General features: G+C 73.1%; 15 protein-coding genes and 1 tRNA gene. 4 read left to right on the forward strand and 12 right to left on the reverse strand.

The genetic code is table 11. The features are described 5' to 3' along the window. Positions 1-5: 5 nt before the first annotated feature. From ACZ4UX_RS31095 to ACZ4UX_RS31140, 10 genes are all read right to left on the reverse strand, one after another. Positions 6-1,094, reverse strand: coding sequence for a polyprenyl synthetase family protein (locus ACZ4UX_RS31095; RefSeq protein ID WP_465709052.1), 1,089 nt, complete (start codon positions 1,092-1,094; stop codon positions 6-8). A gap of 134 nt (positions 1,095-1,228) precedes the next feature. After that, positions 1,229-2,662: a hydroxysqualene dehydroxylase HpnE gene (gene hpnE, locus ACZ4UX_RS31100; protein ID WP_465709053.1), complete on the reverse strand. Its 1,434-nt coding sequence runs from the start codon at positions 2,660-2,662 to the stop codon at positions 1,229-1,231. A 145-nt stretch (positions 2,663-2,807) separates the two neighbouring features. Further along, the gene (gene hpnD, locus ACZ4UX_RS31105) at positions 2,808-3,665 is read right to left on the reverse strand and encodes a presqualene diphosphate synthase HpnD (RefSeq protein WP_329492348.1); all 858 of its coding nucleotides are present in this window, start codon (positions 3,663-3,665) and stop codon (positions 2,808-2,810) included. Between the two features lie 41 nt (positions 3,666-3,706). Beyond that, positions 3,707-4,639 carry a squalene synthase HpnC gene (hpnC, locus tag ACZ4UX_RS31110; protein WP_465709054.1) on the reverse strand — a complete coding sequence of 311 codons (933 nt, stop codon included), beginning with the start codon at positions 4,637-4,639 and terminating at the stop codon, positions 3,707-3,709. A 358-nt stretch (positions 4,640-4,997) separates the two neighbouring features. After that, a complete protein-coding gene (locus ACZ4UX_RS31115) occupies positions 4,998-5,807 on the reverse strand; it encodes an ABC transporter ATP-binding protein (protein WP_329490721.1) in 810 nt (269 codons plus the stop codon). Then, positions 5,800-6,741, reverse strand: a complete 942-nt coding sequence (locus ACZ4UX_RS31120) for an ABC transporter permease (protein WP_465709055.1) — start codon at positions 6,739-6,741, stop codon at positions 5,800-5,802. Before ACZ4UX_RS31120 ends, ACZ4UX_RS31115 begins: the two co-directional genes overlap by 8 nt. A 188-nt stretch (positions 6,742-6,929) precedes the next feature. Continuing rightward, complete coding sequence (locus ACZ4UX_RS31125) at positions 6,930-7,775, reverse strand: glycosyltransferase family 2 protein (RefSeq protein WP_329492347.1); 846 nt, start codon at positions 7,773-7,775, stop codon at positions 6,930-6,932. 65 nt (positions 7,776-7,840) lie between these two features. Beyond that, complete coding sequence (locus ACZ4UX_RS31130) at positions 7,841-8,578, reverse strand: CDP-alcohol phosphatidyltransferase family protein (RefSeq protein WP_329492346.1); 738 nt, start codon at positions 8,576-8,578, stop codon at positions 7,841-7,843. A 91-nt stretch (positions 8,579-8,669) separates the two neighbouring features. Next, positions 8,670-9,731, reverse strand: a complete 1,062-nt coding sequence (locus tag ACZ4UX_RS31135) for an iron-containing alcohol dehydrogenase family protein (RefSeq protein ID WP_352292456.1) — start codon at positions 9,729-9,731, stop codon at positions 8,670-8,672. Further along, positions 9,719-10,474 carry a phosphocholine cytidylyltransferase family protein gene (locus tag ACZ4UX_RS31140; RefSeq protein ID WP_329490718.1) on the reverse strand — a complete coding sequence of 252 codons (756 nt, stop codon included), beginning with the start codon at positions 10,472-10,474 and terminating at the stop codon, positions 9,719-9,721. Before ACZ4UX_RS31140 ends, ACZ4UX_RS31135 begins: the two co-directional genes overlap by 13 nt. Before the next feature lie 467 nt (positions 10,475-10,941). On the opposite strand from ACZ4UX_RS31140, the gene idi reads away from it, so the two are divergent. Beyond that, positions 10,942-11,595, forward strand: a complete 654-nt coding sequence (gene idi / locus ACZ4UX_RS31145; protein WP_329490717.1) for an isopentenyl-diphosphate Delta-isomerase — start codon at positions 10,942-10,944, stop codon at positions 11,593-11,595. A 9-nt stretch (positions 11,596-11,604) separates the two neighbouring features. On the opposite strand, the gene ACZ4UX_RS31150 is transcribed toward idi, so the two are convergent. Then, positions 11,605-12,078 carry an ATP-binding protein gene (locus ACZ4UX_RS31150; protein WP_465709070.1) on the reverse strand — a complete coding sequence of 158 codons (474 nt, stop codon included), beginning with the start codon at positions 12,076-12,078 and terminating at the stop codon, positions 11,605-11,607. A 372-nt stretch (positions 12,079-12,450) separates the two neighbouring features. Here ACZ4UX_RS31150 and ACZ4UX_RS31155 point away from each other — a divergent pair. Together ACZ4UX_RS31155 and ACZ4UX_RS31160 are read left to right on the forward strand one after the other, a co-directional pair. Beyond that, positions 12,451-12,538 (forward strand) — tRNA-Leu (locus ACZ4UX_RS31155). A 281-nt stretch (positions 12,539-12,819) separates the two neighbouring features. Further along, the gene (locus ACZ4UX_RS31160; RefSeq protein WP_465709056.1) at positions 12,820-14,490 is read left to right on the forward strand and encodes an APC family permease; all 1,671 of its coding nucleotides are present in this window, start codon (positions 12,820-12,822) and stop codon (positions 14,488-14,490) included. Between the two features lie 84 nt (positions 14,491-14,574). Here ACZ4UX_RS31160 and ACZ4UX_RS31165 read toward each other — a convergent pair whose 3' ends face one another. Continuing rightward, positions 14,575-15,564, reverse strand: coding sequence for a class I SAM-dependent methyltransferase (locus tag ACZ4UX_RS31165; protein WP_465709057.1), 990 nt, complete (start codon positions 15,562-15,564; stop codon positions 14,575-14,577). Positions 15,565-16,089: 525 nt separating this feature from the next. On the opposite strand from ACZ4UX_RS31165, the gene ACZ4UX_RS31170 reads away from it, so the two are divergent. Then, a complete protein-coding gene (locus ACZ4UX_RS31170; RefSeq protein WP_465709058.1) occupies positions 16,090-17,529 on the forward strand; it encodes an aldehyde dehydrogenase family protein in 1,440 nt (479 codons plus the stop codon). The last annotated feature ends 97 nt before the right edge of the window (positions 17,530-17,626 follow it).

The raw sequence follows: 17,626 nt of genomic DNA on the forward strand, positions 1-17,626 counted from the left end.
TAACGTCACCTCTCTCGTACCACCACGAATTCGGCGAGTGCGACGAAGTGCTCGCGCACCACATCGGGCATGGGCACCTCGTCCAGAGCGGCGAGGGCAGTCGTGTGCTGGCGGCGGGCCTCCTCCTGGGTCCAGGCGCGGCCGCCGGCCTCCTCGATCAGCGCGGCGCGGGCGGCGAGCTCGGGCTCGCTCTCCTCGCCGCGCCCGGAGGGGTCGGCCAGCTGTTCGGCGAGCCGGCGCGAGGCCGGGCCGCCCTCGGCGAGGGCCGCGGCCACCGGCAGGGACTTCTTGCGCTGGCGGAGGTCCCCCCAGTGCGGCTTGCCGGTGACCTCGGTGGCGCCCCAGATGCCGAGCAGGTCGTCCACCGCCTGGAAGGCCAGTCCGAGGTGGTGGCCGTAGCGCTGGAGGGCGTCCGAGACCCGGTCGTCGGCGCCGGCCAGGACGGCGCCGATCGCGGAGGCGGCGGCGAGCAGGGCGGCGGTCTTGCCGCCCTCCATCTCCAGGCACTCGGCGACGGTGACGCTGTCCCGCTGTTCGAAGGCGACGTCCATGGCCTGGCCGTCGATGAGCCGACGGGTGGCGGTGGTGAGGAGCCGGACGGCGCGCGCGGCGTCGGTGGGGCTCGTGCCACCGGCGGTGGCCGCGTCGAGCAGCACCTCGGTACCGAGCGTCGCCAGGGCGTCGCCCACCAGGATCGCCTGGGCCGGTCCGAAGACCGTCCAGGCGGTGGCCCGGTGCCGTCTGGTCTCGTCACCGTCCATCAGATCATCATGGAGCAGGGAGAAGTTGTGCACCAGTTCAACGGCCACCCCACCGGGCACACCGGCCTCCGCCGGGGCGCCGACGGCCTGGGCCGAGAGCAGCGCCAGAGCGGGGCGCACGGCCTTGCCGCCGTCCCCCGCGGCCGGCGTGCCGTCCCGGTCGATCCAGCCGAAGTGGTAGGCCCCGACGGTGTCCATCGGTGCGGCCAAACGGGCGACGGCGGCCCGCAACGGCGGGGTGCAGAGCGTGCGGCTGCGGGCGAGCAGCTCCGGCACCGAGACCGGTTCGGCGTGCGCCGTGCCTCCGACGGCAGTGCCGGTGCGTGACTCCACGTGCGTTCCCTCTCCCTGGTGGTGCCGGGCCGCGCGGGACGGCCGGGCGCTTGCGATGTCGATGAGACCGGTGCGGCCGGCGGTGGGGCGGCCGGATCTCGCGGGGTCGCCGGGACCGGCGGCGGGGCCCTGGGTCACCGGGGCCACCTCCCGTCGCCGCGGTCCACCGGGAGCCGGGTGCCGGCGCCGGCGAGCGCCGCGTCGGCCGCGGCGTGGCCGCTGCGGACGGCGCCCTCCATGGTCGCGGGCCACCCGGTGGCCGTCCACGCGCCGGCCAGCAGCAGGCCGGGGACGTGCGTGCGGGCCGTCGGGCGGACGGCGGCCGTGCCCGGGGCCGGGTCGAAGGTGGCGGTGCGCTCGCGGGTGACGAAGAAGTCCAGCACCTCGGCCCCGCCGGCGGCGGGGAGCAGCCGGGCCAGCTCGGGCAGGTAGCGGCGGCGCAGCTCGGCCACCGGCAGGTCGATCTCGTCCTGGACGGCGGACTGGGAGAGCGCCAGGTACTGGGCCCCGGGGTGGGCCCGGCCCAGCTCGGTGGCGGCCAGCCCGGAGTGCGCGGTGCGGTCGAAGACCCACTGCACCGGCGAGCCGAGCGCGGCGAAGAACGGGCGCCGCAGCACCTTGCGGTCGTAGACCACGTGCACGTTGAGGATCGGCGCGGTGCCGAAGCCGGCCAGCCGCTGCTGGGCGTCGACGGCGTCGGGCGGCAGCAGGGCGGCGGCGGTGTCCTGGGTGCCGGCCAGCACCACCGTGTCGGCCATGAGCAGCTCGCCGCTCTCCAGCCGGACGGCGTGCTGCGGGGCGGACGGCTTGAGCTCGGTCGCCCGGGCTCGCAGCAGTACCTTCACGCCGGCGCGCTCCAGCTCGGCGAGCGCCCGGTCGTGGTGGATCACGCCGAGCGGGACGGCTGCCGTGCCGATGTCGGAGGCGCCCGGATCGGAGAGCAGGCCGGTCTTGAAGACCATCGCGGCCAGCGCCAGCGACACCTGGTCGGCCCGGGCGTTCAGGGTGGCCACGCCGACCAGGTCCCAGAGCGCGGCGATGGTGCGCTCGTTCTGCCCGTTGCGGCGCAGCCAGTCACCGAACGAGACCGCGTCCAGCGCCGGATCGGCGAGGTCGAGGCCCTGGAGCGCGATCGCGCCGCGGACCACCCGGGCCCGGTCGGCGGGAGCCAGGTGCGGGTAGGTGGCCAGGCTGGCGGCCAGGTGCAGCGGGACGGGCAGGCCCGCCCGGCGGAGCCGGCCGAGCGTGCGCACCGGCGCCGCCGCGGGCCCGGACACCCCGAGCACCGGGACGTCCAGCCGGTCCTGGAGGTGGACCAGCCGGCTCGCGCCGAGCCGGTCCAGCAGGCCCCGGTAGGCGGTGCAGCAGCGCAGGTAGACGTGCTGGCCGTTGTCGACGGTCAGCTCGCCGCGCTGGAACGAGAAGGCCAAGCCGCCCAGCCGGGGACGGCCCTCGACGAGGGTGACCCGGTGGTCGGCCTCGGCCAGCCGGAGCGCGGTGGTGATGCCCGCCAGGCCGCCGCCGACCACGACGGCGGCCGGGCGCGCGGCATCGGCTCGCCCGGTCATCGGCCCTCCCCCTCGCATCCGGCGCCCGACCCGGTCCGGTCCGGGGCGCTCGTGGTCAACACGGTCGTGCCCAACACGGTGGTCAACACGGCTCTACCCATAAGTGATTCCCCGCTGACACAGCGTGACAGAAGTGCGGCGAGAATCAAGAACGCCCCCCGGCGAGCCCGGAAAGCGCCACGTACGCCTTCTCCCAGCCCGGCAGCGAGACCCGGCCGCGCAGCACCGACTCCGGGTCGGCGGCGATCCGGCCGAGCAGCCGGTGGTAGATCCCGGCCATCGCCGCGGTGCAGGCGCGGCTGCGGCGGTCGAGCATCGGCAGCAGCCGCAGGCCCTCCTCGAAGGCGGCCTGGGCCCGGGCCGCCTCGAAGGCGACCAGACCGGTGAAGTCGGCGCCGGCCGGCGGCCTGGGCAGCGCGAAGCCCCGCTCGCAGCCGAACCGGACGAGGTCCTCGGCGGGCAGGTAGGTGCGGCCGTTGAGGGCGTCCTCGCGCAGGTCGCGCAGGATGTTGGTGAGCTGGAGCGCCAGGCCCAGCGTGTCGGCGTACCGGGCCCCGCGCTCGGGGTCGTCGCAGCCGTACACGCCGAGCGAGATCCGGCCGATCGCGCCGGCGACGCAGCGGCAGTAGACCTTGAGCTCCTCGTACGTCTGGTACTCGGCGCCCTTGAGGTCCATCTCGACGCCGTCGATCAGCTCGTCGAAGCCGCCGAGCGGGATCGGGAAGCGCCGGGCGGTGTCCGCCAGGGCGACCTTGATCGGGTCGGTGTCGTCCTCCGACACCGACCCCGCGCGGATCTCGTCCAGCAGCTCGCGCGTGCGCAGCAGTGCCTCGGCCTTGCGGTCCGCGGGGAGCTCGCCGTCGCCGATGTCGTCGACCCGCCGCGCCAGGGCGTACAGGGCCGACATGGCCAGCCGCTTCGGCTCCGGCAGCAGGCGGATGCCGTAGCTGAAGTTGCGGGCCTGCAGTCCGGTGACTGCCTCGCAGTACCGGTACGCCGCCATGACCTGCGCCGACGCCAGTGGTGATGCCGCCACTCGGGCGTTCACCTTCCCTTCGCGAAGATGGCCGCCGCCTTCGCTGCGAGGCGGCGCTTGTCGGGCTTCGTCTGCTGGGCGAGCACGTCGTACCCGGCGCCCTCGATGGCGGCCAGGGCCGCGTACCCGCCGGCGGTGAATCCCGCCAGGAGCAGTCGAAGCCTCCCCCGAACCGTACCTACCAACGGCGCGCCGCGGTCCAGCAGGGTGCGGGCCCGTCCGACCTCGAAGGCGACCAGCTCACGCACCGCGTCGCCGGCGGACGGGGCGGCGAGGTCGGCCTCGGTGACGCCGAAGCGGGCCAGGTCCTCGGCCGGGAGGTAGATCCGGCCGCGGGCGAGGTCCTCGGCGACGTCCTGGAGGTGCTCGACCACCTGGAGGCCGCTGCAGACGGCGTCGGAGAGCTCGATCCGCTCGGGCGTGGAGACGCCCGCGATGGCCAGCACCAGCCGGCCCACCGGGTCGGCGGAGAGCGTGCAGTAGCCGACCAGGTCCCGGTAGGTGGCGTAGCGGGCGGTGGTCTGGTCCACCCGGTTGGCCTCGATCAGACGGCGGAACGGCTCCGGGGTCAGCGCGTGCCGGTCCACCAGCGGGACGAGCGCGCGCATCAGCGGGTGGCGGGGCGCCTCGGCGGCCGCGGGGCGCAGGGCGGTCTCGAAGACCCGGTCGAGGTCCCGCTCCAGCCCGTCGAGCAGTGCGAGCCGGAAGGCGACCTCGTCCGGACCCGGCGGGGCGGGCTGGGCCGAAGGGGTGACGGCGGGGGGCCGCCCGGCCACCCCGAGCAGCCGGGCGGCGCCGGCCGGGTCGGCGAGGTCGCCGTCGCCGGCGTCGTCCACGAGCCGGGCGAAGCCGTAGACGGCCATCAGGTCGTCGCGCCAGGCGGCGGGCAGGAAGAACGGGGCGACCGGGAAGTTCTCCGCGCTCGCCTTGTCCAGGGTCACTCCCGCTGGACCGTCCGCCGTCCCGTCGCCGGGCCGGGACTCACTACTGGGCTGGGCCGAAGCCGACACTGCTGTCACTCCCCCGTTCTACACCGCTCGGTACGACCGGCCCGAGTCGGACACGCGTCCGATATCGGGGGTCACCTGCGACACACCACCCCCGCGCCTTACAGCCTGACACCACCGCCCGCGCCGGAAAAGGGCGCCCCACCCGGCGCGCGGGGCGCTCACCCGGGCAGCGGCGGGCCACCCGGGGGACGGCGGGGTTCCACCCGGGGTCGGGCGGGCCGGGGAACGACGGAGGGCCGGCGGCCGGGCTGCCCCGGTCACCGGCCCTCCGTGCGGGGCCCTTGCGGTCCTACGGCCGGTCGCCGCGCTCGTAGCGGCTCACGACCTCCTCGGTCGGGCCGTCCATCACCAGCTCGCCGGCCTCGATCCAGATGGTCCGCTCGCAGACCTCGCGGATCGAGCTGTTGTCGTGGCTGACCAGGAAGACCGTACCGGCCGAGCCGCGCAGCTCGTCGATCCGCTTCTTGCTGCGCTGCTGGAACGCCTGGTCGCCGGTGGCCAGCGCCTCGTCGATCAGCAGCACGTCGTGGGTCTTCGCCGCGGCGATGGAGAACCGCAGGCGGGCGCCCATGCCGGAGGAGTAGGTGCGCATCGGCAGGGAGATGAAGTCGCCCTTGTCGTTGATGCCCGAGAACTCGACGATGTCCTGGTAGCGCTCCCGCACCTGGGCCGGGGTCATCCCCATCGCCAGGCAGCCGAGGACGACGTTGCGCTCGCCGGTGAGCTCGTTCATCAGCGCCGCGTTGACGCCCAGCAGCGAGGGCTGGCCGTTGGTGTAGATGCCGCCCTTCTCGGTCGGCAGCAGGCCCGCGATGGCGGCCAGCATGGTCGACTTGCCGGAGCCGTTGGAGCCGATCAGGCCGATCGCCTCGCCTTTGTACGCGGTGAAGCTGATCCCGCGCACCGCGTGCACCTCGCGCACGCCCGCGGAGCGCTTGCGGCTGATGATCCGGCTGATCGCGGAGGTGGCGCTGCCCTTGCCGGAGCCGGCGCCGTGCACCCGGTAGACGATGTGCACGTCGTCGACGACGACGGTGGGCTCGCGTGCGACGTCGCTGTCCTGCACGGTCAGGCCCTTTCGCAGGTCGGTGTCAGCCACGGCCGTACTCCTCCTCGGCCTTCCAGAAGAAGACGTATCCGATCACGAACATCCCGACCGCCCAGGCGATGCCGTACGTCCACTGGTGCGGCGGGAACACCTGGTGCTGGGGGACGTGCTTGTTGTAGATGACCGGCGCGAACGCGTGCCGGATCAGGTCCATGTAGACCGAGGCCGGGTTGAGCTGCATCACCTTCTGCCAGAACTCCGGCCAGCCGTTGATCTTGTCCTGGATGCTGAACATCACGCCGGAGAGGAACATCCAGGCGCGCATCGCGAACGGGATCAGCTGGGAGATGTCACTGGTCTTGGAACCGATCCGCGCCATCACCAGGGCCACCCCGGTGTTGAACATCGACTGCAGGAGGAGCGCCGGGGCCACCGCGAGCCAGGTCCGGCCGGGCTCGATGCCGCTGGCCAGCACCACGCCGACCAGCACCACCATCGAGATCATCAGCTGCTGGAGCTGGATCACCGTGAAGGCGATCGGCAGCGAGGCACGCGGGAAGTGCAGGGCGCGGATCAGGCCGAGGTTGTCGGAGATCGCCCGGGTGCCGGACTGCACCGCGTTCTGGGTGAACTGGAAGACGAAGACACCGATGCAGAGCCACGCGGTGTACGTGCCCTCCGGGAACCCGTCCTTGTTGCGCAGGATCACACCGAAGACCAGGTAGAACACGGCGCAGTTCAGCAGCGGGGTCACGACCTGCCAGAGCTGGCCGAGCTTGGCGTCGGTGTACTGGGCCACCAGGCGGGCGGTGGCGAAGGCCCAGATGAAGTGCCGGCGGGCCCACAGCTGCTTGGTGTAGGCGACGAGGCCGGGTCGTCTGCCGCTGACCGCGAGACCGTACTTGTCCGCAAGCTGCTTGGGGGTCAGGCCCGCGTCCGCCCCCCTCGGGGCTGAGAGGCTGACGGGTTCACTCACTGTCGACACATTCGTCCTTCGCGCGGGATCGTCGGGGAGGCCGGTCGACGGGGGTCCGCCGGCCTTTCGCCGAGGGGGATCCACTCGGATCACGGGGGAGTCCGGCCGGTGCGTGGTCACCGGCCGCTGCGATCGGACGACCGTACGACGACTGAACCGTCCGGTTCAAATCATCGTGGGGCCGCCCGACCGTACGATCAGATGACCGGCGGTCGGCCCAGCCTGGTCAGTCGCCAAACGGTACGCCATCGCATGGGCCGCCGCGTACCGCAGGGTTCGCGCCAGCCCGCCCGGAACCCGCCCCACCAGGCCTTCAGCGCCTCCGGGGAGGGGCGGCGGGCCAGGGTCAGCAGGAACCAGGTTCCCAGATAGAGAGGCACGAACAGGGCCGGAAGGTTCCGTCTCGCGAGCCACACCCTGTTGCGGGCCACGTTGTGGAAGTACGTGGCGTGCCGGGCGGGCGAGGTGGTCGGGTGGTGGAGCACCACGTCCGCCCGGTAGTCGATGGCCCAGCCGGCGTCCAGCGCGCGCCAGGCGAGGTCGGTCTCCTCGTGCGCGTAGAAGAACTCGGCGGGCAGCTGGCCGGCCTGTTCGAACACCGTGCAGCGCACGGCGCTCGCACCGCCCAGGAAGGTGGTCACCCGGGAGGAGCGCAGCGGGTCGCTGGCGCGCAGCCGGGGGACGTGCCGGCGCTGGGTGACGCCGGTGTCCGGGTCGGCGATCCGGAAGCTGACGATCCCCAGCTCCGGATCGGCGCTGAAGGCCTCGCGCAGCAGCCGGGCCGAGTCGGTGCCCGGGAGCCGGCCGTCGTCGTCCAGGAAGAGGACGGCGTCGACCTCCCGGCCGTCCTTGCCGAACAGCTCGATGCCGACGTTGCGGCCGCCCGGGATGCCGAGGTTCTCCGGCAGCTCGACGCTGCGCACGCCCGGCGGCAGCGGCGGCAGCGGGGCGCCGTTGGCGACCACGGCCAGTTCGACGGTCGGGCCCTCCTGGGCGCGGACCGACTCGATCAGCGCGTTCAGCTCGGCCGGGCGGTTGCCCATGGTGATGATGACCGCGCCGAGCCGGAAGGTGTCGGCGGCGGCCGGGAGGTGCTCCGTCACGGCGCTCACCGGAGCCTGCTGGAGAGGACGATGCTCAGCAGGTGCAGCACGGTCTGCAGCATCGCGATCGCGGCCAGCACGACCACCGCGAGCCGGGTGAAGAGCAGCCCGCCGTGCACGGCGTCCGCGACGCCCGCGGCGAGGATGAGCAGGGAGGCCTCGACCGCGCCCACCAGCCGGTGGAACTTGAGGAAGGAGGCCGCCCGGCGGGCCCTGGCGACGCCGGAGGAACGCGGCACCGAGGCGCTGTCCTCGACCGCCGTGAGACCGCTGCGGGCCCGGGCCACGTCCACCAGGTCCGTCTCGGACTTGATCAGGATGGCGCCGAGCGCGGCGAGCGTGCCGAGGAAGGCCCACTCCCAGTGCGAGGCGGTGCCGCTCCGGTGGAAGAGGTCGCAGCCGCGCAGGCCGAGACCGGTCAGGAGGGCCGCCTCGGACATGTAGTGGCCGACCCGGTCCAGGTAGACGCCGGTGAGCGAGGTCTGCCGGCGCCAGCGGGCGACCTCGCCGTCCACGCAGTCCAGCAGCAGGTAGACCTGGATGAGCAGGGCGCCGAGGACCGCGCCGGTGAGGCCCGGGACGATCAGCGCGGCACCGGCCAGGATGCCGGTCAGCATCATCAGGTAGGTCAGACCGTTGGGCGTGATCGCCGTCACGGTGGAGAGCACGCGGGTGATCCGCAGCGAGATCCGCCGCATGTAGAGGCGGCCCGCCCAGTGCTCCGCGCTGCGGCGCTGGAGCATGCCCTCCGGGTGGATCACCGCGCGCAGTTCCTCGACGGAGGGGCGGCGGGTCAGATCCACCGGGGCCGGGGGCGAGCCCTTCGTGGCGGGGTCAGCTGTTGACGGCTTGGACATAGTCGGCGTACGCGTCCCTGATCGCTGAGGGGGAGAGGTCGAGGTGCTCAAGAATGGTGAAGCGGCCCGGGCGGGTGTTCGGAGCGTAGTGCACCGCCTCGGTGAACTCCGCCTCGGTGAAGCCGATCTGAGCTGCGGTCACCGGCAGGCCGTGGCGCGACAGGCGCTCCACGATCAGACCGGTCAGCTCGCGCTCGCCCCGCAGGAAGCTGGCGAAGGCGGCCCCGAGGCCGACCTGTTCGCCGTGCTGGGCGGATCGCTTGGGATACAGCACGTCCAGGGCATGCGAGATCTCGTGGCAGGCCCCCGACGAGGGCCGGGTGCTGCCGGCGATGTTCATCGCGATGCCGGACAGTACCAGGGCTTCCGCGAGCGCTGTCAGGAGGTCCTGATCCTGAAGGTTTCCTGGGTGCCGCAGCAGGTTCTCCCCCGCCGAACGGGCCATCGCCACGGCCAGTCCGTCCACCGGCTCGCCGGTCTCGGCCTGGGACAGCTCCCAGTCCGCGCAGGCGGAGATGTTGGAGATGACGTCGCCGATGCCGGCCGCCACGAAGCGCGGCGGGGCCTGCCGGATCACGTCGAGGTCGACCACGATGCCGATCGGGCCGGGCACGCCGTAGGACCCCCGGCCGGCGTCGTTGTCGAGGGTGGAGACGGGAGAGCAGATGCCGTCGTGCGCGAGGTTGGTGGCCACCGCGACCACCGGCAGGCCGACCCGCGCGGCGGCGTACTTGGCGGCATCGATGATCTTGCCACCGCCGAGGCCGACGATCGCGTCGTAGTGGCCGCCGCGCATCGCGTCCGCCAGGCGCACCGCGCTGTCGAGGCTGCCGTCGTCGACGTTGTACCAGTCGGCGCCCGGCAGGGCCGGCTCCAGCCGCTCGCGCAGCACCGCCCCGGAGCCGTTGCTGATCGCCACCGCGATCCGGCCCGAGGTGGAGAGCCGCTGGTCGGCGAGGATCCCCCCGAGGGCGTCGAGCGCCCCCGAGCGGATCTCCACGAAGACCGGCGACGGCACCAGCCGCGTCAGTACTGGCACGCGATCTCCCGCGCCTTGGCCAGGTCGTCGTGGTTGTCGACCTCGACCCAGGAGACCTCGCCGATCGGCTGCACGTCGATCCGCAGGCCGCGGTCGACCATCTCCTGGTAGCCGTCCTCGTAGTACAGCTGCGGGTCGCGCTCGTAGGTGGCGCGCAGCGCGTCGGTGAGGTCGGCGGCGGCCGACGGGTTGATCACGGTGAGGCCGATGTACTCGCCGGTCGCCTCGGCCGGCTCCATCAGCTTGGTGATGCGCCGCATGCCGGTGGCCGGGTCGACGACGACCTTCATCTCCTCGTCGGCGAGCTTCTTCACCGTGTCGAGGGCGAGCAGGATGCCGGGGGCGCGGCCCTCCTCGGTGAGGCGCCGGTTGCCCTCCAGCATGGTCCGCTGGACGGAGGCCGGGTGCACGGTGTCCCCGTTGGCCAGCAGCAGGCCCTCGCCGAAGAGCTCGCGCGCGCACCAGAGGGAGTAGGCGTTGTTCCACTCCTCGGCCTTGTCGTTCTCGACCAGGGTGAGCTTCACGCCGTACTTCTGCTCCAGGGCCGCCTTGCGGTCCTGGACCGCCTCCTTGCGGTAGCCGACGACGATCGCCGCCTCGCGCAGGCCGACCTCGGCGAAGTTGCCGAGGGTGAGGTCCAGGACGGTCCGCTCCCCGTCGACCGGCACCAGCGCCTTCGGCAGGGTGTCGGTGTACGGGCGCAGCCGGCGGCCGGCGCCGGCTGCCAGAACGAGGCCGATCATGCGGGGTCTCCTGATCCGTCGTGCTGTGCTGATCCGTCGGGCCGAACGCCGCAGCCGCCCGGCGGGCTGTGCGCTGCCGCAAGCCGCCGGACCGTGCGCCGCCGCAGGCCGTCGGGGTGGCGCGCCGATGCCGGCGAGGATGCGGGCACCGTGTCATCAGTGATGGTAGGCGACCGTGGCGACCAGCCCGAACGCGGCCGGTGGCCCGGGCGGACACCGGGTCCGGCGGTGGTGAAGGAGGGGTGCCGTCGAGGTGTCCGTTCACCGTCCGCACGCCGTCGGAATCGAACGGGCGCCGAACGCGTTCCGAACGCCTCTACTAATCCGTCGCCCATTCCGATACCGGGAATGGTGCGGGAACGGTCATGATCCGCCCTGTTGTGTGTGGGACGCCTGCGGACCGCCACCCGTACGGCAGACTGGGGCACGACGCCACCGGTGCTCCCATTGCCCCCGAAAGAGGCCTCATGCCCCAGAGTCCGCCGACCAGCCCGACGCACTTCACCTCGGAGATCGACACCGGTCTCGACGTGGAGACCGACGTGACGGCCGACCCCCGAGCCGCGGCCGGAGCGCCCGCCGGCACCGAGATCCTGCTGGAGCTCGTCGACGACGAGGGCGTCACGATCGGCACCGCCGAGAAGCACTGGGCCCACCAGCAGCCGGGCCGGCTGCACCGGGCGTTCTCGGTGTTCCTCTTCGACCGCCAGGGACGGCTCCTGCTCCAGCGCCGGGCCCTCGGCAAGTACCACTCCCCCGGCGTCTGGTCGAACACCTGCTGCGGCCACCCGTACCCCGACGAGCCGCCGTTCGTCGCCGCGGCCCGGCGCACCGCCGAGGAGCTGGGCGTCGCCCCCGCGCTCCTCTGCGAGGCCGGCACCGTCCGGTACGACCTGCCGGACGAGGCCTCCGGCCTGATCGAGCGGGAGTGGAACCACCTGTTCGTCGGCCTGGTCACCGCCGACGTCGTGCCCGACCCGGACGAGGTGGACGACTTCGCCTTCGTGTCCGCGCAGGAGCTGCGCGAGCTCCAGGACGAGCGGCCGTTCTCGGTGTGGTTCCGGACCGTCTTCGAGGCCGCGCTGCCCGGCATCCGCGAGATCGCCGGCCGGGACTGGTAGGACCACCCGCTACCGCGTGTCCTCCCGGGGGATGGGCAGCGAGGCCCAGACCACTTTGCCGCCCTCCCCCGTCCGCTCCACGTCGCAGACCCCGCCCGCCTGCAGGGTGACGCTCTTCACCAGCAGCAGCCCCCGCCCGCCGGTCCGCCCGGCGTCGCTCTCCAGGGCCTTCGGCCGGTACGGGTCGCCGTCCTCGACCGACACCCGGACCCAGCCCGCTCCGACCACGAGTTCGGTGGTCACCTCCGGCGACAGCTCGGCGGCGTGCGTCACGGCATTGCCCACCAGCTCCGAGACGATCAGCAGCAGGTCGTCCACCAGCTCCTGGTAGCGCACCCCCGCCATCCCCTGGGCCAGCAGCCGGTCCCGCACCGCGTGCCTGGTCCGCGGCACCGAGGCCTCCACCGCCGGCACCGGGAACCGCCACACCCCTTCGGCCGGCCCACTCCCGGCGCGTCCGGATGCCGGGCATCCGGACGCCACACGTCTGGGCTCGGCCTCCGCCGCCCCGCTGATCTGCTCCACGTCCAGCCGCCCTTCGTCCGCGACCCCGGGAATCAGGCGTTCCGCTCATGGCGCCCTCGGTCCACAGAGGCTAGGAGAGCCGCCCCCGGCACGGCCGCACCGTCGACAACTTGCCCGTGTCGGACCACTCCCGCCCGCTCCCGACCGCCCGCCGGTCACAGTCCGACCACTTCCCGCCCCTGAACCACCGCTTCGCTCAGTCCTGCGACCCATCCCCGCCACCCCGGTGGTCCCCACCGGGGAAACGCAGGTGAGAAGCACTCCAGAACCCTGGTAATGTTCTCTCTGTCGCCGAGGGGGCGAGCAGAAAGTCCCCGAAGCACACACCCTGTCCGGGTGGCGGAATGGCAGACGCGCTAGCTTGAGGTGCTAGTGCCCTTTATCGGGCGTGGGGGTTCAAGTCCCCCCTCGGACACCAGAACAATTCCCCGCAGGAACTCGAAAGAGTTTCGGCGGGGAATTTCTTTTTGCCCGGACGGGTCGGCGGGAGCCCGCGCCGGTGGCTCTGCGGCAATGGGGCGGCACAGGGGCACAGGGGTACTGCGGATCGAGGCCACCGGGGGTCCGTACGTGTCCGATCTTCGGACACGAGATGGCAACAATCGGATGATCTGAGCTTCATCTGAGGTTTTCGTCCTATTTCGCACCATAGTCTGCTGTGCGTTTGTCCGGAACCCCAGGAGACAGAGGACCGATACGTTGAGCGCGCCTGAGTCGACGACGGCTTCCCATCAGCACTACCGCCGTTCGCTCGGCACCATCAGTCTCACCGCCGTGGGCCTCGGCTCGATCATCGGCTCCGGCTGGCTCTTCGGTGCCGAGCGGGCCGCCCGGCTCGCCGGACCGGCCTCGATCGTCGCCTGGGTGATCGGCGCCGCGGTCGCGCTCACCATCGCGCTGACCTACAGCGAGCTCGGGTCGATGTTCCCCAAGGCCGGCGGGATGGTGCGGTACGGGCAGTACTCGCACGGCTCGCTCGCCGGGTACCTGGCGGCCTGGGCCAACTGGATCGCCATCGTCTCGGTGATCCCCGGCGAGGCCACCGCCTCGGTGCAGTACATGAGCTCCTGGCACTTCGGGTGGGCGAAGGGCCTGTTCGACGGCGAGGAGCTCTCGGTCAGCGGGGTCGCCGTGGCGAGCGTGCTGCTGGTCGGCTACTTCGCGCTGAACTGGTTCGCGATCACGCTGTTCGCCAAGACCAACACCGCGATCACCGTGTTCAAGGTGGTCGTGCCGACGCTGACCGCGGGCGCCCTGCTGCTGGCGCACTTCGACACCGCCCACTTCACGGACCACGGCGGCTTCGCGCCGAACGGCTGGAGCGCGGTGTTCACGGCGGTCGCCGTCTCCGGCATCGTCTGGGCCTTCAACGGGTTCCAGTCCCCGCTGAACCTGGCCGGCGAGGCCCGCGACCCCGGCAAGTCGCTGCCCAAGGCCGTGATCGGCTCGATCCTGATCGCCCTGGTGATCTACGTCGCGCTGCAGGTGGCCTTCCTCGGCGCCGTCCCGACGGCGGACCTGAGCAACGGCTGGAGCGGGCTCGGCTACACCTCGCCGCTGGCCGACCTGTCGATCGCCTGGGGCCTCAACTGGCTCGCGCTGCTGCTGTACGCGGACGCCTTCGTCTCCCCCAGCGGCACCGGCATGATCTACGCTGCCACCACCTCGCGCATGATCCACGGCGTGCAGGAGAACGGCCACCTGCCCAGGATCTTCGGCCGGGTCGACCCCAGGACCGGCATCCCGCGCCCGGCTCTGCTGCTCAACCTGCTGATCGCCTTCCTCTTCCTGGCGGTCTTCCGCGGCTGGGGCTCGCTCGCCGAGATCGTCTCGGTCGCCACCGTGATCTCGTACGTCACCGGCCCGGTCGCGGTGATGGCGCTGCGCCGCCTCGCCCCCGAGCTGCCGCGACCGGTCCGGCTGCGCGCGATGCCGGTGATCGCCCCGGTGGCGATGGTCTTCGGCTCGCTGGTGCTCTACTGGGCCCGCTGGCCGCTGACCGGCAAGGTCATCCTGCTGATGGCCGCCGGCCTGCCGATCTGGGCCTGGTACGAGCTGCGCAAGCCGTGGGCCGAGCTCAAGCCGCACCTCAAGGCCGGCGCCTGGATGATCGCCTACCTGTTCGTGATGGCCGCCGTCTCCTGGGCCGGCAGCGAGGACTTCGGCGGCCGGGGCTACCTCCCCGAGGGCTGGGACCTGCTGATCGTCGCCCTGATCGGGCTCGCCTTCTACCGCTGGGGCGTGGCCAGCGCCTGGGCCAACCCCTCGCTGGCCGCCGTCAAGCGGGAACTGGCCGAGACGGCCGCCGCCGATGCCGCCGGCCCCGCGGCCACCCTGCCCCGCCAGACCGGCGAGGCCTCCCGGGTCTGACCGACCCGCCGCACCACGCCGAAGGGGCGTGCCGACCCGCCGGCACGCCCCTTCGGCGTGGTGCGGACGCGCGCGCCGGGGTGGTCAGCCGCGGCGGGCGCGGCGGATGGCGGCGGTGAGGACCGGGGGGAGGAGGTCGCCCGCGACGCGTTTGGCGACGTTGGCGGGGCGGCGGCGTTCGGCGGCGCGGGCGCGGCGGACGGCGAGGTCGACGTCGGCCTCCTGCTGGGCGCGCAGGGCCTCCGCCTCCGCCCGTTCCGCCTCCCGGCGGGCGGCCTCGGCGGCCAGCCGGTCGTGGTGGCGCGAGGGACGGAACGGGGCGATGCCGTGGGAGCTGCCGCCGACCCGGACCACCCGCTGGCCGTTCAGGTGCTCGACGGCGAGCTGGACGCCCTCGGCCAGCCCGGTCCGGGCCAGCAGGGCGCGCCGGGCGGGCTCCGGATCGCCCCAGGTGCCGTAGAACTTGCTCTCGCTCAGCACGATCGGGGTGAGGCCCCCGTTGAACACCGCCTCCCAGGTGGCGGCGGCGACGCCCGGGGTGTGCGCGGAGCGGTAGTCGTCCAGGACCACCACGCCCTCCGGCTGGAGCGCCGCCCGGGCCACCCGGAGGTCGTCCACCACGTGCTCGTAGAGGTGCGAGGCGTCGATGTGGACGAAGCGGAACGCGCCGGCCGGGAGGCGGCCGTCGGCCAGTGCCGAGGTGGGCGCCTGGATGATCTCCGGCAGTGCGTCGTGGAAGGACAGGTAGTTGGACTCGAACGCCTTCCGGGTGAGCGACTTCCGGTAGGACATGGACATCTCGGCGGCGTTCTCGTCGTCCGGGGCGTCCGAGTCGAAGAGGTCGCAGACCGTGAAGGTCTCGGTGGGCTGCCGGTGGTCGCCGATCACGATCGCGCTGCGCCCCAGGTAGGCGCCCATCTCCAGCAGGTCCCCGGTGACGCCCGCCTTCTCCTGGCGGTCGAGGAACCACTCGAAGAGGTGGCGGTCGTGGTCCCAGAACCAGCCGGGGACGTCATCGAGCCGGCCCGGCTCGGTGGGCCGGTACTGCTCGGCGCTCAGCGCGGCGTCGGTCACGAAGTTGCTCCTCACACGGTGCGGACGACCACTGGGAACGACCTCCGGCGCGGACCCGCCCGCCGCACGGGTGCGCGGGCCGGCGACGGACGTCACCGCCCGGCCTTCCGGAGCAGCCTGCGGACCGGCGTGGGCGGACGCCGTTCGAACCCGCTGCCCACGGTAGTGACGCACACCGGAGTGCGCCGCAATCTACCGTCCGCTGTCCGGAGTTGAGGAGATGTCGCACGAACGTTTTCGTCCGGTGCGCGTTTGTGAGCACTCGGCGGGACGGCGGCCCGGGAGGACCGGTTCGTCCATACTGCCGCTCGCGTGCCCGTTTTGTCACCATCCCCGGGGCGGTAGGGGCCGGAGAGGTAGGAGGCCGGGCAGTAGGGGGGTCCGGCTCTTGCGCCGGGCTGCCCGGGCGGCCTTGACTGGCCCTTTGGCCAGCGACCCCCAGCGACCCCCGAGCGACCTCCGGCGGCCCCCAGCGGCGGCCCCGCGCGGCTCCTCGGGCGGACGATCCGATGAGAGGACCACCCGGTGCAGCAGGACGCGGAGCAGGGCACCCAGTACGGCGACCAGTACATCGACGGCGAATGGCGGCCCTCGCTGGACGCCGGGTCGATCACGGTACTGAACCCGGCGACCGAACAGGTGCTCGCCACCGTCCCCGCCGGCGGCACGGCCGACGTCGCCGCTGCCGTGGCCGCCGCCCGCCGGGCGGCCCGGAGTTGGGCCGCCACCTCCCGCGAGGAGCGGCTGGCGCTGCTCACCCGGCTGCGGGACGGCCTGGCCGGGTGCCAGGAGGAGATAGCCGACACGGTGGTCGCCGAGCTGGGCGCGCCGATCGGCTTCGCGACCGCCGTGCACGCCGGCCTGCCGCTGGCCGTGGCCGGTTCCTACCTCGCGCTGCTCGCCGAGTACCCCTTCGAGGAGCGGATCGGGAACTCGGTGGTGCTCGCCGAGCCGGCCGGGGTGGTCGCGGCGATCACGCCGTGGAACTACCCGCTGCACCAGATCGTGGCCAAGGTCGTGCCGGCCCTGGCGGCCGGCTGCCCGGTGGTGCTCAAGCCCGCCGAGGACGCCCCGCTGGTCGCCCGGCTGTTCGCGCGGCTGGTCCACGAAGCGGGCTTCCCCGCCGGGGTGTTCAACCTGGTCACCGGCACCGGTGCGGTGGCGGGCGCGGCCCTGGTCGGGCACCCGGAGGTGGACGTGGTCTCGTTCACCGGCTCCACCGCCGTGGGCCGGACCGTCGCCGAGACCGCCGGGCGGGGCATCAAGCGGGTCGCGCTGGAGCTGGGCGGGAAGTCGGCCAACGTGGTGCTGCCCGGCGCCGACCTGGCCCGGGCGGTCAACGTCAACGTCGCCAACGTGTTCGCCAACTCCGGTCAGACGTGCAGCGCCTGGACCAGGCTGCTGGTGCACCAGGACCAGTACGAGGAGGCGGTCGGACTCGCCGCGAAGGCCGCCGCCAAGTACCTCCCGGGCGATCCGGCCGACTCGCGGACCCGGATCGGCCCGGTGGTCAGCGCCCGGCAGCGGGAGCGGGTGCGCGGCTACATCACCGGCGCGCTCGCCGAGGGCGCCCGGCTGGTCGTCGGCGGGGCGGACGCCCCGGCCGGTCTGGACACCGGCTTCTACGTCCGGCCGACCGTCCTCGCCGACGTCACCAATGACATGACGGTCGCCCAGGAGGAGGTCTTCGGCCCGGTGCTGGCCGTCCTCGCCTACCGCGACGAGGACCACGCCGCCGAACTCGCCAACGGCACCCAGTACGGCCTGGCCGGCGGCGTCTGGGCGGCGGACACCGACACCGCCGCCGCCTTCGCCCGCCGCCTCGACACCGGCCAGGTCGACCTCAACGGCGGCCGCTTCAACCCGCTCGCCCCGTTCGGCGGCTACAAGAACTCGGGCCTCGGCCGCGAGCTGGGCCGCGCCGGCCTGGAGGAGTTCCTGCAGCTCAAGTCGCTGCAGTACTGAGCACGCCGGCGCGGGGGGGGGGGGGGGGGGGGGGGGGGGGGGGGGGGGGGGGGAGAGGGGGGGGGGGGGGGGGGGGGGGGGGGGGGGGGAGGAGAGG

Source organism: Kitasatospora sp. NPDC028961 (assembly GCF_055564815.1).

What these genes read in the sequence shown, in the direction of transcription:
- hpnE (WP_465709053.1), bottom strand. Translation starts at nt 2,662, where the DNA reads ATGACCGGGCGAGCCGATGCCGCGCGCCCGGCCGCCGTCGTGGTCGGC.
- hpnD (WP_329492348.1), bottom strand. Translation starts at nt 3,665, where the DNA reads ATGGCGGCGTACCGGTACTGCGAGGCAGTCACCGGACTGCAGGCCCGC.
- ACZ4UX_RS31125 (WP_329492347.1), bottom strand. Translation starts at nt 7,775, where the DNA reads ATGGGCAACCGCCCGGCCGAGCTGAACGCGCTGATCGAGTCGGTCCGC.
- ACZ4UX_RS31130 (WP_329492346.1), bottom strand. Translation starts at nt 8,578, where the DNA reads ATGCTCCAGCGCCGCAGCGCGGAGCACTGGGCGGGCCGCCTCTACATG.
- ACZ4UX_RS31140 (WP_329490718.1), bottom strand. Translation starts at nt 10,474, where the DNA reads ATGATCGGCCTCGTTCTGGCAGCCGGCGCCGGCCGCCGGCTGCGCCCG.
- idi (WP_329490717.1), top strand. Translation starts at nt 10,942, where the DNA reads ATGCCCCAGAGTCCGCCGACCAGCCCGACGCACTTCACCTCGGAGATC.